Below are 13,767 nucleotides of genomic sequence, written 5' to 3'. Positions count from 1 at the left end.
GAAGAAAACAAGCAGGCTGGCAAAGATTGCGAAGGAAGCTGTTCGCGCCTCTGCCCGCCTGTCATCTTCCGGGAGGTTCTTTTGTTCTATGTATGGATCACCGCTTTCTGCAAATGCCCGAAAAATCATGCTGCTTGGTTCTGGCGAGCTCGGTAAAGAGGTCATTATCGAAGCGCAGCGCCTAGGCGTAGAGACGATTGCCGTTGACCGTTACGAGCATGCGCCTGCCATGCAGGTTGCACACCGCTCCTATGTTATCGATATGCTTGACCCCGCAGCGCTGCGGGCATTAATACTCAAGGAACAGCCGGATCTGCTCGTTCCGGAGATCGAAGCCATTGCGACAAGCGCGCTCGTCGAGCTGGAGCAGGAAGGCTTCCGCGTCATTCCGACCGCCCGCGCGGCACTCTTGACGATGGACCGCGAAGGCATCCGCAGGTTGGCTGCGGAAACGCTGGGTCTGCCTACGGCACCGTATCGCTTCGCGGATACGCTCGATGAGCTGAAGGCAGCCGTCGCCGAGCTCGGGACGCCTTGCGTCATTAAACCGATCATGAGCTCCTCCGGCAAAGGACAAAGCGTCTGCAAAACCGAGGGTGACGCCGAGGCTTGCTGGCAGTATGCCATGGACGGCGGACGCGCGAAGAAGCAGCGCGTGATCGTCGAAGGCTTTGTTCACTTCGATTCCGAAATTACGCTGCTGACGGTTCGCTCGGTCTCCGGCACTTCTTTCTGTGCGCCGATCGGCCATATTCAGAAGGACGGCGACTATATCGAGTCCTGGCAGCCGCATGAAATGTCGCAGCAGCAAATCGAAGAGGCAGAGTCGATCGCGCGCGCCGTTACGGACGAGCTGGGCGGTTACGGCATTTACGGCGTAGAGCTGTTTCTGACGAAGGACGGCGTATTGTTCAGCGAGGTATCACCGCGACCGCACGATACAGGCATGGTTACAATGGCTACACAGGATTTGTCGGAGTTTGCGCTGCACGCACGCGCGATTTTGGGCTTCCCGATACCGACGATCCGGCTGTTGACACCTGGCGCAACCTACACGCTCAAGGCAGATCGCGAAGCAGAATCGTTCCAGATCGACGGCCTGTCCAGTGCGTTGGCCATTCCCAATACGCAGGTTCGCGTATTCGGTAAGCCCGTTACGAAGCCGGGGCGCCGTATGGCTGTAGCGCTCAGCTCGGCTGACCATGTTGCGGAAGCGAGAGAATTGGCTCGCAAAGCCGCGCAGTCCCTAACAATCCGCTATGAATAAGTCAAGCCATTGAATGTCCGAGTATGCCCGTCAAGATGACTCTCCTATGTGAGAGCCTGTTGCGGGCATACCCGGATTTTTTTGATCCGCGAGCCTAAAGAGTTAAATTTGTTTTGGAGTAATTGGTTTAATTTGCAAAATTATGCCGAAAGCATTACTTTAAAAAGAATAAGTAAATTTTTCAGCTGTATTCAGCGGCGGTATGGAGTGTAGAGAGAACGATAACAAGGAAGGGGGTGGCAGCGAAATGCGAAGTGTTCCATCCGGCGTCATGTGGAGAATCATCGGAATTTCGGCGCTCGCGGCAACCTTGCTGCTGCTTGTCGGATTTGGCTATGCCGTGAAAGATATGCTGTATCCGAAGGCACAGGCTTATATGGGGAGTGACAGCAAACCGGAGCTTCCGCCAAGCGGCAGCCTAAGCAGCAGCAAACAAATCACGATTGCGGCAATCGGGGATTCGTTGACGAAAGGAACAGGCGATTCGACGGGCGAAGGGTATGTCAAGCAGCTGGTCGCGCAGTTGAAACTCAAATACCCGAACATTCCTGTCAAGCTCGGCAACAATTTGGCTGTTAATGGGCTGCGAGCGGATCAATTGAGCCGTCTGCTCAAAACGGATAAGGGGTACAGATATGCATTAAAGCAGGCGAATCTTATCGTTTTTTCAATCGGCGGCAACGATTTATTCCAAATCGCATCCGGAACGACGGCAAGCGAATCGACCGGCGATTTAAGCTTGGATAAGCTGAAGAAGGAGCTGCCTCAAGGTTTGAACCGCTTAACGAGCGTGATCAAGCAGCTGCACGAGATCAACCCGAATGCGCAGGTCGTGTATATGGGCCTCTATAATCCGTTTTACGACCTAAAGGATTTTCGGGACGGTTCACTGCAAATCCAGCAGTGGAATGAGCAAGCCTACTCAGTCCTTCATAAGTACCCCAATATGACTATGATTCCAACGTTCGATTTGTTTGAACGTACGATAAATACATACTTGTCTTCCGATCATTTTCACCCGAATCATGACGGCTATAGGCAGATTGCAGCACGAATTGCGCAGTCGTTGGAATAGGAGGGGACTACATTGCACATGACTACAAATCCAGATGTCGTATTGTCTGTCAGAAATGTGAAGAAGCAAATCAGCGGCAAGCCGATCATCAAGAATGTAAGCTTTGACGTGAGAAAGGGCGAGATTTTCGGTTTTCTCGGACCGAACGGCGCCGGGAAAACGACGACGATCCGCATGCTTGTCGATTTGATCAAACCGACCTCGGGCGAAGTCCTGATCTGCGGCTATCATGTCCAGCGCGAGCCCGAAGAAGCACTGCGCCACGTGGGCTGCATTGTGGAAAATCCCGAGGCGTATTCCTACATGTCGGGCTGGGAGAATTTGGAGCACTTCGCACGCATGCAGCGCGGTATTGACCGTGCCCGAATTGAGGAGGTTGTCAGCATTGTCGGCCTCGAAGCCCGGATTCATGACAAGGTAAAGACATATTCGCTTGGTATGCGTCAGCGGCTCGGTATTGCGCAGGCGCTGCTTGGCAAGCCGAAGCTGCTTATCTTAGATGAGCCGACGAACGGTTTGGACCCTAAGGGCATCAAGGAGCTGCGCGAATTCGTCCGCACGTTGGCCGACCAGGGGATGAGCTTATTTATTTCCAGTCATTTGCTGAGCGAAATCCAGCTCATGTGCGACCGAGTCGCCATAATTAGCCGGGGCGAGGTGCTTGCGGTGGGTACCGTTGACGAGCTCGTGAACGGCGCAGGTAATTATGTCGTTTGGCAGTTCGACCAGCCGGAGGCCGGCAGGCGGCTGCTTGCGAAGGAGCATGATATCCATTTCGTCGGGGACGATGAACATCGCATCGACGAGAGCATTCTCGCCGGCTTGAAGGACGCCCAAATCACGACGATGAGCCAGGACCGCATCTCCGCCGTGGTAGAGAAGGCTGTATTTGCAGGTATCGGCATCGTTTCCGTGCAGCGGATTGCGCCGACGCTGGAAGAATTATTTTTGCAGATGACGGAGGGGGAGAGCATTGGATAGATTGCTGCCGCTCATTCAGAACGAAACGCTGAAAATATGGAAAAAGAAACGGTTTTACGTCATTATCTTGGTATTGCTCGTGCTTATTCCGATCTTCACCTATGCTCAGCTTCGCATTTCCGAGACGAACAAGAAAAATTTCAAGGATTGGCGCAATCAGCTGGTGCAGCAAATCAACGAGAATCAGAACATGCTCGCAAGCGACCGAATTCCTGAGGAATGGAAACGCTCGCGCCGGATAGCCGTCCAGCAGCTGCAGTATTATTTGGACCATAACGTTAACCCGAATTCGCCGGACGGCGTGTCGTTCACACGAAGCTTCATGTCGAGCTCCGTGACGCTGTTTTATCCGCTGCTCGTTCTGGCGATCGCATCGGATTTGATCTCGGGCGAGCGTACGGCTGGTACGATCAAAATGCTGCTTACCAGACCTGTTAAACGCTGGAAAATATTGCTGAGCAAGCTGGTAGCACTCATCTTCTACGTTTCTTTAACCGTTGTGGTCAGCGGCGTTCTCTGTTATCTTATATCAGGCGCAGTGTTTGGCTACGGCGGCTGGGGGATGCCGGTGTTTACGGGATTCTTAATCAAAGGCTCCGCGATTGACAGTGCCTATGTCCACGCCGTGCCGCAATGGCTGTATATACTGATGGAATCCGGTCTGATCTGGGTATCGTCCATGACAGTCGCCATCCTCGCGCTGATGGTCTCCGTCCTTATTCGGAGCACGGCTGCAAGCATCGTGACGATGATGGCCGCCGTCATCTCCGGGACGATTCTCTCCAGCATGTCGTCCTCCTGGCAAAGCGCCAAATACGTATTCGCCGTTAATTTGCAATTAACCGATTATTTAGCGGGTTCGCCGCCTCCAATTACAGGCATGACGCTGTCTTTCTCGCTTTTCATTCTCGCCGTTTGGGCGGCAGCCGCACTTATCGTTTCGTTCTCCGTCTTTACGAAACAGGACATCATGAATTAGAATAGCTGAAGCGAGCGACGATGATTTTTTGGAATTCGGTAAGAAGCAAAGCGATTTACGAAGAAGTATCGCGAAAAACAAGCATTTTCTTCCGAAGTCAGTTTTTTACCCACAAGGAAGTTTTACGAAGAAGTAACCGTAAAAAAACTTGGCCTATGCTTCCGAAGCGAGTTAATTGCTTTCATGGAAGCAAGCCAACGAAGTAACGCAATTAACAAGCATATGCTTCCGAAGTCAGTTTTTTTACTCACAAGGAAGTTTTACGAAGAAGTAACCGTAAAAAAACTTGGCCTATGCTTCCGAAGCGAGTTAATTGCTTTCATGGAAGCAAGCCAACGAAGTAACGCAATTAACTTTTAGGAGGCTCTCTATGACTGAGCAGTTGGATTTGCTTGCGGGCGATAAAAGTTCGGCTGCCGGCAATTACGATGCGGATGACATTCAGGTATTGGAAGGGTTGACCGCAGTTCGTAAACGGCCTGGTATGTATATTGGGAGCACAAGCAGTTCAGGCTTGCATCATCTCGTGTGGGAGATCGTGGATAACGCGGTCGATGAGCATCTGGCGAAGTTCTGCTCCGCCATTGACGTGTCGATCAACAGCGACGGCTCCGTGACGGTCCGCGATAACGGACGGGGCATCCCGACAGGCATGCACAAAACCGGCATACCCACCCCCCAGGTCGTTTTCACCATGCTGCATGCAGGCGGCAAGTTTGGCGGCAACGGATACAAGAAATCCGGCGGTCTTCACGGCGTAGGCGCTTCTGTGACGAATGCGCTGTCGGAATGGCTGGAAGTCGAGATTTTCCGGGATGGCAAGATACATAAGCAGCGTTTCGAATACTGGGTCGATCAAGCGGGCAAAGAGCATGTCGGCGAACCGGTAACCGGACTTGAAATCACGGGAAACACGAACCGAACGGGGACGAAAATTACGTTCAAGCCGGATGCCCGCGTTTTCCACGGCGGCACGTCGATCAACTATGAGACGCTGTCCGAACGGCTGCAGGAAATCGCTTTTTTGAACTCCGGCTTGAAAGTAACGGTCAAAGACGACCGCAACGGCAAGCAGGAGCAGTTTTATTACGAGGGCGGCGCGAAGCAGTTCGTCCAGTTTCTAAATGAGGACAAGACCGTACTGCATGAAGTCGTTCATTTCACAGGTGAAAGGGACGACATCGAGGTCGAGGTTGCGCTGCAGTACAACGACGGCTACACGGAAACGATGGCTTCCTTCGTTAACGCGATCCCGACAAGAGGCGGCGGTACGCACGAAACCGGCTTCAAAACAGCGTATACGCGCGTCATGAACGACTATGCCCGCAAAAACGCGCTTTTGAAAGAAAAAGATAAGAATTTGGACGGCAACGACCTGCGCGAAGGCATCATGGCCGTTATTAACATCAAGATGGGCGAGGTAGAATTCGTCGGACAGACGAAAGACCAGCTGGGAAGCTCGTCGGCCAGAAGCGCCGTCGATGCGATTGTTTCCGAGAAGATGCAGGTGTTTCTAGAGGAGAATCCTCAGGTCGCCCAGATGCTTCTGAAAAAGGCCTTGCAAGCATCAAGAGCGCGCGAAGCCGCCCGCAAGGCGCGCGACGAAATTCGCAGCGGCAAGAAGAGCAGCCAAAGCTCCAACTTGAACGGCAAGCTGACGCCCGCGCAATCGAAGGATGTCTCCCGCACGGAGCTGTTCATCGTTGAAGGCGACTCCGCCGGAGGTTCTGCCAAGCAAGGACGTGATTCCAAGTTTCAAGCGATCCTGCCGCTGAAGGGCAAGCCGATGAATCCGGAGAAGGCGAAGCTGCTGGATATTCTAAAAAACGACGAATACAAAGCGGTTATTGCGGCAATCGGTGCCGGGATCGGCCCGGAATTCGACGCAGAATCGTGTAACTATAGCAAAATCATCATTATGACGGATGCCGATACGGACGGCGCGCACATTCAAGTGCTGCTGCTAACCTTCTTTTACCGGTACATGAAGCCGCTGATTGATTTGGGACGTGTCTTCATCGCCCAGCCGCCGCTTTATAAAATCACGCGCAAATCCGGCAAGCTGGAGACGGTGCGTTATGCCTGGTCAGACGAGCAGCTTCAAAATTATTTGAAGGAATTCGGCAAGAATTTCGAGCTCCAGCGCTACAAAGGACTAGGCGAGATGAACCCGGATCAGCTGTGGGAAACGACGATGAACCAAGAGACCCGCACGCTGCTGCAGGTACAGATCGAAGATGCGGCGAAAGCCGAGCGGCGCGTTTCGACGCTGATGGGCGATAAGGTCGACCCGCGCAAACGGTGGATCGTGGAAAATGTCGATTTCACCGAGTATGAGGAATAACCATTGAGGAGAGTATCGGCATGAGTATGCTGGAACAGTTTTTACCGGCGTATCTGGAAGAAGTCGTAGGCGACCGCTTCGGACGCTATTCCAAATACATCATTCAAGACCGTGCCATTCCCGACGTTCGCGACGGGCTGAAGCCGGTGCAGCGGCGTATTCTGTACGCTATGTATGATGCGGGCAACACGCCCGACAAAGGCTACCGCAAATCCGCCAAAACCGTCGGAGACGTGATGGGCAACTACCACCCCCACGGCGATTCTTCCATCTACGAAGGTATGGTGCGTATGGCTCAGCCATGGAAAATGGCCCATATGCTTATTGACGGCCACGGTAACTGGGGCTCGCTCGACGATGATCCGGCAGCGGCAATGCGCTACACGGAAGCGCGCTTATCGCCGATCGCGATGGAGCTGCTTCGCGACATCGAGAAACGCACGGTTTTGTTTAAAGACAATTTCGATAATACGACGAAAGAGCCGGTTGTTTTGCCGGCCCGCTACCCGAATCTGCTCGTCAACGGCGTCAGCGGGATTTCGTCGGGCTTCGCTACTGAAATTCCCCCTCATAACCTGAAGGAGATCATCGATGCTTGCATAGCCGTCATGAATAATCCGGATATCGAGCTGGAGCAGCTGATGACGATCGTGAAAGGTCCTGACTTCCCGACAGGCGGTCTCATTATGGGCGAGGACGGAATCAGAGAAGCCTACCAGAACGGCAAAGGCCGCATCTATCATCGCGCGAAGACGGAAATCGAGGACTTGAAGGGCGGACGCCAGCAGCTTGTCATTACTGAAATTCCGTTTCAGGTCGTCAAATCCCGGCTGGTTACGTCGATGGAGAACATCCGGCTCGAGAAGAAAGTCGAAGGCATTGCCGAGGTGCGGGACGAAAGCGGACGAAACGGGCTTCGTATCGTCGTAGAGCTGAAGAAGGAAGCGGACGCGCAGGGCATACTGGCTTATCTGCTGAAGAAAACCGATCTTCAAGTGGCATACAGCTTCAATATGGTGGCGATTGTCAACAAAACACCGCAGCAGCTTGGTTTGAAAGCAATGCTGACGGCTTATATCGTGCACCAGAAGGAAGTCGTCACGAATCGCTCCCAGTATGAGCTGGAGAAGGCGGAAGACCGGGCGCACGTCTTGGAAGGGCTTGCAAAGGCGCTTAACATATTGGACGAGGTTATTGCTGCGATCAAGGCATCGAAGAACCGCCAGGACGCACAGAACAATCTGGTGGCCAAGTTCGGGTTCTCCGAACGTCAAGCCGATGCCATTCTGACTTTGCAACTGTATCGTCTGACGAATCTCGAGATTACGTCGATCGAGAAAGAGCTGAAGGACATTCAGAAGAAGATCGCATACCTGCGTTCCATTCTGTCAAGCGAGAAGAAGCTGATTGGTGTCATCCAGGAAGAGCTCACCGAAATTCGCGACAAATACGGCATTGACCGCCGTTCCGATATTAAGGGCGAAGTCGAAGAATTGAAGGTAAATCTGGAAGTCATCGTCGCAGCCGAGGATGTCTTCGTCACCCTAAGTAAGGACGGCTACATTAAACGGACTTCGAAGCTCTCTTTCACCCGCTCGGGTGGCGAGCTTGGCAATGCCGGCGTCAAAGACGGCGATGTCATCCGTACCTTGCTGGATGTGAATACGATCGACCAGCTGCTCCTCTTCACGCGCAAAGGCCAATATTATCAGCTTCCGGTTCATCTCATTCCGGAGTTCAAGTGGAAGGATACCGGCACGGCGGTGGTCAACGTAGTGCCGATGCCGAAGGATGACAGCATTATCAGCGTCATTCCAGTGAAGGACTTCGAGATACCGAACCGCTCGCTCGTGTTCGTAACCAAACGCGGACAAGTGAAGCGTACGGAGCTGAAGGATTACAAATCGTCGCGTTCGACCGCCATTGCGGCCGTCAAGCTGGCAGAGGGCGATGATGTGCTGCGCGTCTTGACAAGCGACAACGCAAAAGAATTACTGCTTATTACGAAGAACGGCATGAGCATCCGGTTTGCCGAAAGCGAGGTCAATGCAATGGGACGCGTCGCCGCAGGCGTGCGGGGCATCGTATTGAAGGACGACGATGAAATCGTCGCGGCGGATCTGGTAAGCGGGGATGAGGGCGAAGTGCTTGTCCTGACGGATCTTGGCTTTGGCAAGCGGTCGCTGCTGCTGGACTATCCGATCCAAGGCCGCGGCGGCAAAGGGGTCGCAACATTCGAGTTCAAAGAAGGTAAACGCGTTCGTCCAAATGGAGATCGGCTTATCGGCGGCCTCCATTGCAAGGAAGAACGCGAAATGGTATTGCTGACTTCCTCCGGCGCGTCCATCACGGTGTCTACCGAGAAAGCGCCGATCGAAGATCGTAAGTCGACCGGACGTGCAGTGACTCCGGTTGACAAGAAGGACAGCTTAACAACCGTGTTTATTCGGGCTGACTTGCTGCAGCAGGATTAATCAAACGGTTGATGCGGAGAATCCTTCTGCTCCACTAATTTAACCATGAGTTCAAGTACGACCCACAATGGCGCCGGTTCATCAAGCCGGTCCAGCCATTGCGGGTCTTTTTGTATGCCGAGTTCTGAGAGTCTTCGCATCAGTTCCAGTTTGCGCTCTTCCACCTGCCATCACGCCCCTGTTCTCGATTTCGAGCCGGTACAACAGCCTATGGAATTAATATATGTCTAAACCTGTCAAATGGTTCTCTTTTATAGCGTTTAGGCGGACAAAATATTAACTGCATTAACCTTAAATTCGACATTTGCACATGGTATAATAAGGTATGAGCATAAATCGGACAGAAGGCGGGTGAGAGTCATCGTTTCTACGGAATTTGCCCGATTGTGGATGAAGATGACGAAGGAATGGAAGACGCATTTGGAGGATGAGCTGGCGCCGAATCTAACAGAAGGACAACTTGTCGTACTGGAGCTGCTGCTGCAGCATCAACCGATGAAACCATCGGATTTGCTGGCTTATTTGGAGACCACGCCGGCGGCCATAACGACGCTTCTGGACCGCATGGAGCGCGGAGGACTCGTTGAGCGGAAACGGGACGAAAGCGACCGCCGGATCGTCTGGGTGACGGTGACGGAGAAGGGACTATCGGAAGCTTCACGCGGTGTTGGTATTCGCGACGCCTATATCAGCGAAGCGCTTGACCGTATTTCGTCACACAATCAACAGCTTCTCGTCTACTTGCTCGGCAAGGTCGCGAATTCCTAATCGGCAGCACATGAACATAGAAACCGCCCCTCCTATTGACGCAGGAGGGGCGGTTGTTTGTTGTTTATGGCGCGGCTTGGAGCTGCACGGGCTTCGCTAGCATGGATTCGATCCGCTTAGTCAGCTGGGCGTACGTGCTCTTAATCGCGCTGTAATCCGAAGCCTTGAGGTCTTGAAGAGGCGCGGATGCCAGCAGAGCTTGAACCGGCATCACCGTATAGTGATTGACGCCTTTGACCAGCACGCGGTGCACCCAGGTCGGAATCGCCTTGACGCTGCCGATCGAAGTCAAGCCTGAAGTGTTGTCCTTGTGAATGTGTACCTTATAAATGACGCCGTAATCCTTTGTGCTGCCCCGCTGATTGGAAATGAAATTGCCCATCGAATAAATGATAAGTCCCTTCCGTACGGAGCCGTCCGGCTCTGTAACTTCCGCCAGCTCATAGGGCTGTACCACATGAGGATGCGAGCCCGCGATAATATCGGCACCTGCCGCAATGAGGTTCCTGGCCAGCGTCTTCTGGGCATCGTTAGGCATCGTCTGGTATTCGATACCGAAATGCAGGCATACCGTTATAAAATCCGCGCCGGCCTCGCGGAGGCGACCAATGTCGCGAATGATGGCCGCTTCGTCGATCAACGAAACCGCATAAGGCTGGTTCTTAGGAAGCGGGATTCCGTTCGTTCCGTACGTGTATGCCAGCAAGCCCATGGCGATTCCGTGCTTCTTCACGATTGTGAGCTTATCGGCTTCAGCCTTTGAACGGGCCGTGCCTTTCGTATCGAAGCCGAGCTTCTGCAGCTTCTCGAGCGTCATCGCGATGCCTTTCGCGCCGCGGTCCATCGCATGGTTATTCGCATTCGTCACCGTCGTAAATCCGGCATATTTCAGCGCGTCGCCGAGTTCTGCCGGCGCATTGAAGCGAGGGAATCCGGATAATCCCAGCGCTTTGCCGGCTATGGGCGTCTCGAGGTTTCCGAGCGTCCAGTCACCCTGCTCCAGAATCGGCTTCACATCGGTGAACCAGGGTTTGAAGTCATACCGCTGCGCGGCTTCGTCGAAGGCACCCGGAAGCTGAGGCGTATGCATCATAATGTCGCCGACGGCCACCCATTCGGCATCCGCCGAGCCATGCCCGGCATCCGGGGGCGGTGCTTCGGTGCCGGTATTCGGATCGGCGGGAGCCGGATTGTTATCGGTACCACCGTCAACCGGTTGGTCCATGTCATTCCCCTGTTGGTCAGGGTCATTCCCCGTACTGCCGTTGTTCGCGGAGGGCACGTCTGCAGGAGCGGATTTGACAGGTTCGTCCTGACCTGCCGCCGGTTCAGGCGGGGAAGGATCAAGATGCGGATCCGATGTACAGCCGCCAAGCAGCAGCACCAAGCTGAGGAGCAGCGGCGCGAGCCCTTGCTTGAACAGATGCAGGATTCGTCTCATCGGCGGCCACTTCCTTCATCAGGCAGCAGCGTCCGCGAGCGTTCATAATCCGCTGCGCTGAAGCGAGTCCAAGGCTCAGTCGCCGGCGGCGGGCAAAGGATGGTCAGCCATTCCTTCGTGACGGGATGCGCGACGCCGATAGCGGTCGACCATAGCGCGATGTCCTGCTCGCCTTGAACGGGAGGAGCGCCGTACTTACGGTCATATACGAGCGGGCAGCCGATCGATGCAAGCTGCGCTCGAATTTGATGCGAACGGCCCGTGAGCAGCTTCACGGCAATGAGCGAGAAAGGCCCATGCTTTGCCACAACCGCATAGTCGAGGATCGCCTCCTTGGCATCGGGAACAGGCTTGGGATGGACCGTGACGATATTGCGCGCGGCGTCTTTGCGCAAAAAGTGGCGCAGACGCCCGGAATCGGCTGCCGGAGCGCCGTGAACGACGGCAACATAGGTCTTGCCAAAGGCTCTGCTTCGAACGGACTCCGAGAGACGCGAGGCGGCCTTCGACGTTTTGGCGAACAGCATTGCGCCGCCGACAGGACGGTCCAAACGATGGACAAGCCCGACATAGACATTGCCGGGCTTGTTATATCGTGCTTTCAAGTCTTCCTTCAGCAGGGTGACCATATCGGACTCGCCGGTCTCATCCCCCTGCGAGAGCATGCCCGGCGGCTTGACCACCGCGAGCAGATGATTATCCTCGTAGAGCACGGGAAGGAGCGGGGCTGGAGCCGCCCCGTGATCTCCAGCCATGTTATTTGCCCTCCCAGCGGCCCAGTATGCCGCATGGCAGCGTCAGTCCCGAAGCCGTGATCGGAATACCGATTTCACCGCTGTGGATGGTGCCTCCGAATTTGCGGCCTACCGTCATGTGCAGCATATTGTGAAGGACGGTAGGAGAGAGACCCGTCGTATAGGAATTCACCAGCACGAACAGCGGATTCTCCGACAGAATCGTCGAACAGAATTCAAGGAAAGGGAACAGGTTCTGCTCCAGCTTCCACATTTCCCCGTTTGGTCCGCGTCCGTAGGAAGGCGGATCCATAATAATCGCGTCGTAGCGTTTGCCGCGGCGCTCCTCGCGCTGCACGAATTTGAACACATCGTCCGTTATGTAGCGGATGGGAGCAGTGGCAAGCCCGGACAGCTCGGCATTTTCCTTCGCCCACTGCACCATGCCTTTAGCGGCATCGACGTGGCACACTTCTGCCCCGGCTGCAGCAGCGGCAACGGTAGCTCCGCCGGTATAAGCGAATAGATTCAAGACGCGGACCGGTCTGCCCGCATTTCGGATCTTATCCATCATCCAAGTCCAGTTAACGGCCTGTTCGGGAAACAAGCCAGTGTGCTTAAAGCTGGTCGGCTTTATGTGGAATTTCAGCTCGCCGTAAGAGATGGACCAGCGGTCCGGCATTTTCGTGCGGAATTCCCATTCTCCGCCGCCGGATGAGCTCCGGTGGTAGTGGCCGTCGGCCGTTGTCCAGCGTCCTGTTTCATTGGCGATCGGCCAAATCACCTGCGGGTCTGGCCTACGGAGGACGTAGGAGCCCCAACGTTCTAATTTCTCACCATTTCCGGTGTCGAGCAGTTCGTAATCTTTCCATAAATCAGCGTTGTACATAGGTGTTTCCTTCCTTGATGTTGAATTTGTACCCGACGCCGCGCACCGTTACGATATACATCGGATTGGCAGGGTCAGGTTCGATCTTCTTGCGTAAATTGCTGACATGCACCATAAGCGTGCGGGTGTCGCCCATGCTGTCATGGCCCCATACGACCGTATACAGATCATCCAAGGCGAACGCGCGATTCGGCGTTTTGGCCAGGCGGACGAGCAGCTCGAACTCTTTGGCGGACAGGAAGACTTCTTTGTCCCTGACATGCACGCTTCGCGCCGGCAGATCGATCACGAGGCCGTCGAAGCGAAGCACCTCGTCGAATGCACGGTCGCCGGGTCGCTGCCGATCGTAAACGGATTGCCTGCGGAGATGCGCTTTGACGCGCGCCACCAGCTGACTCGGGCTGAACGGCTTCGTCATATAATCGTCGCCGCCTACCGTGAGACCATGTATAATGTCAGTATCGTCGCTTTTACAGCTGATGAATAAGATGGGAACGTCGGACATGCTCCGAATTTGCTTGCAAACGTCAAATCCGTCCATCTGCTTCAACTGGATATCCAATATGACGAGATCCGGCTTCAGCGCGGCGGTCAGCTCGACAGCATCTTCACCGTTGTCCGTCGTCTCGACGACAAACCCTTCGCGCTCCATATATAAGCGGATTAACTCAGTAATATCGGCTTCATCATCTACGACCAAAATATTACTCCCAGACATCTTCCGTTCCCCCTCTTCCCTCGAACTATTATAGCGAATGGAGGGAGGGGTGAGCAATCCACGTTTTTCAGGAGGGTTCCGTTATTCGCCGCTTATT

12 protein-coding genes are annotated in these 13,767 nt (G+C 54.1%); 7 read left to right on the top strand and 5 right to left on the bottom strand.

Annotated features, from left to right (window positions below):
* Positions 1-88 precede the first annotated feature (88 nt).
* The 6 genes from purT to gyrA all read left to right on the top strand — a co-directional run bounded on the left by purT (position 89) and on the right by gyrA (position 9,120).
* Positions 89-1,267, top strand: a complete 1,179-nt coding sequence (purT, locus tag KXU80_RS07995; RefSeq protein WP_219837691.1) for a formate-dependent phosphoribosylglycinamide formyltransferase — start codon at positions 89-91, stop codon at positions 1,265-1,267.
* A 247-nt stretch (positions 1,268-1,514) separates the two neighbouring features.
* The gene (locus tag KXU80_RS07990; RefSeq protein ID WP_219837690.1) at positions 1,515-2,342 is read left to right on the top strand and encodes a GDSL-type esterase/lipase family protein; all 828 of its coding nucleotides are present in this window, start codon (positions 1,515-1,517) and stop codon (positions 2,340-2,342) included.
* Between the two features lie 18 nt (positions 2,343-2,360).
* Positions 2,361-3,323 carry an ABC transporter ATP-binding protein gene (locus KXU80_RS07985; protein WP_219837689.1) on the top strand — a complete coding sequence of 321 codons (963 nt, stop codon included), beginning with the start codon at positions 2,361-2,363 and terminating at the stop codon, positions 3,321-3,323.
* Positions 3,316-4,302, top strand: coding sequence for an ABC transporter permease (locus tag KXU80_RS07980; protein WP_219837688.1), 987 nt, complete (start codon positions 3,316-3,318; stop codon positions 4,300-4,302). The genes KXU80_RS07985 and KXU80_RS07980 overlap by 8 nt, the downstream gene beginning before the upstream one ends.
* Positions 4,303-4,672: 370 nt before the next feature.
* Complete coding sequence (gene parE / locus KXU80_RS07975) at positions 4,673-6,646, top strand: DNA topoisomerase IV subunit B (protein ID WP_219837687.1); 1,974 nt, start codon at positions 4,673-4,675, stop codon at positions 6,644-6,646.
* Positions 6,647-6,666: 20 nt separating this feature from the next.
* Complete coding sequence (gyrA, locus tag KXU80_RS07970; protein ID WP_219837686.1) at positions 6,667-9,120, top strand: DNA gyrase subunit A; 2,454 nt, start codon at positions 6,667-6,669, stop codon at positions 9,118-9,120.
* Here gyrA and KXU80_RS07965 read toward each other — a convergent pair.
* Positions 9,117-9,284, bottom strand: a complete 168-nt coding sequence (locus KXU80_RS07965) for a hypothetical protein (RefSeq protein WP_219837685.1) — start codon at positions 9,282-9,284, stop codon at positions 9,117-9,119. The genes gyrA and KXU80_RS07965 overlap by 4 nt on opposite strands.
* Positions 9,285-9,480: 196 nt before the next feature.
* Here KXU80_RS07965 and KXU80_RS07960 point away from each other — a divergent pair, with 196 nt between their 5' ends.
* Positions 9,481-9,888, top strand: coding sequence for a MarR family winged helix-turn-helix transcriptional regulator (locus tag KXU80_RS07960; RefSeq protein WP_219838925.1), 408 nt, complete (start codon positions 9,481-9,483; stop codon positions 9,886-9,888).
* A gap of 64 nt (positions 9,889-9,952) precedes the next feature.
* On the opposite strand, the gene KXU80_RS07955 is transcribed toward KXU80_RS07960, so the two are convergent.
* From KXU80_RS07955 to KXU80_RS07940, 4 genes are read right to left on the bottom strand one after another with little or no spacing between them, the layout of a single operon-like run.
* On the bottom strand, positions 9,953-11,329 hold the full coding sequence (locus tag KXU80_RS07955) for a CapA family protein (RefSeq protein ID WP_219837684.1): 1,377 nt from the start codon (positions 11,327-11,329) through the stop codon (positions 9,953-9,955).
* A complete protein-coding gene (locus tag KXU80_RS07950; RefSeq protein ID WP_219837683.1) occupies positions 11,326-12,084 on the bottom strand; it encodes an RluA family pseudouridine synthase in 759 nt (252 codons plus the stop codon). The genes KXU80_RS07955 and KXU80_RS07950 overlap by 4 nt, the downstream gene beginning before the upstream one ends.
* Before the next feature lies 1 nt (position 12,085).
* Positions 12,086-12,952: a class I SAM-dependent methyltransferase gene (locus KXU80_RS07945; RefSeq protein WP_219837682.1), complete on the bottom strand. Its 867-nt coding sequence runs from the start codon at positions 12,950-12,952 to the stop codon at positions 12,086-12,088.
* A complete protein-coding gene (locus KXU80_RS07940) occupies positions 12,939-13,670 on the bottom strand; it encodes a response regulator transcription factor (RefSeq protein ID WP_219837681.1) in 732 nt (243 codons plus the stop codon). Before KXU80_RS07940 ends, KXU80_RS07945 begins: the two co-directional genes overlap by 14 nt.
* Positions 13,671-13,767 lie beyond the last annotated feature (97 nt).

This window comes from Paenibacillus sp. R14(2021), from assembly GCF_019431355.1.
In the GTDB taxonomy this organism is placed as follows: Bacteria; Bacillota; Bacilli; order Paenibacillales; family Paenibacillaceae; genus Paenibacillus_Z.
The sequence above is the reverse complement of the archived record's forward strand: the minus strand, read 5'-3'. Positions and strand labels throughout refer to the sequence as shown.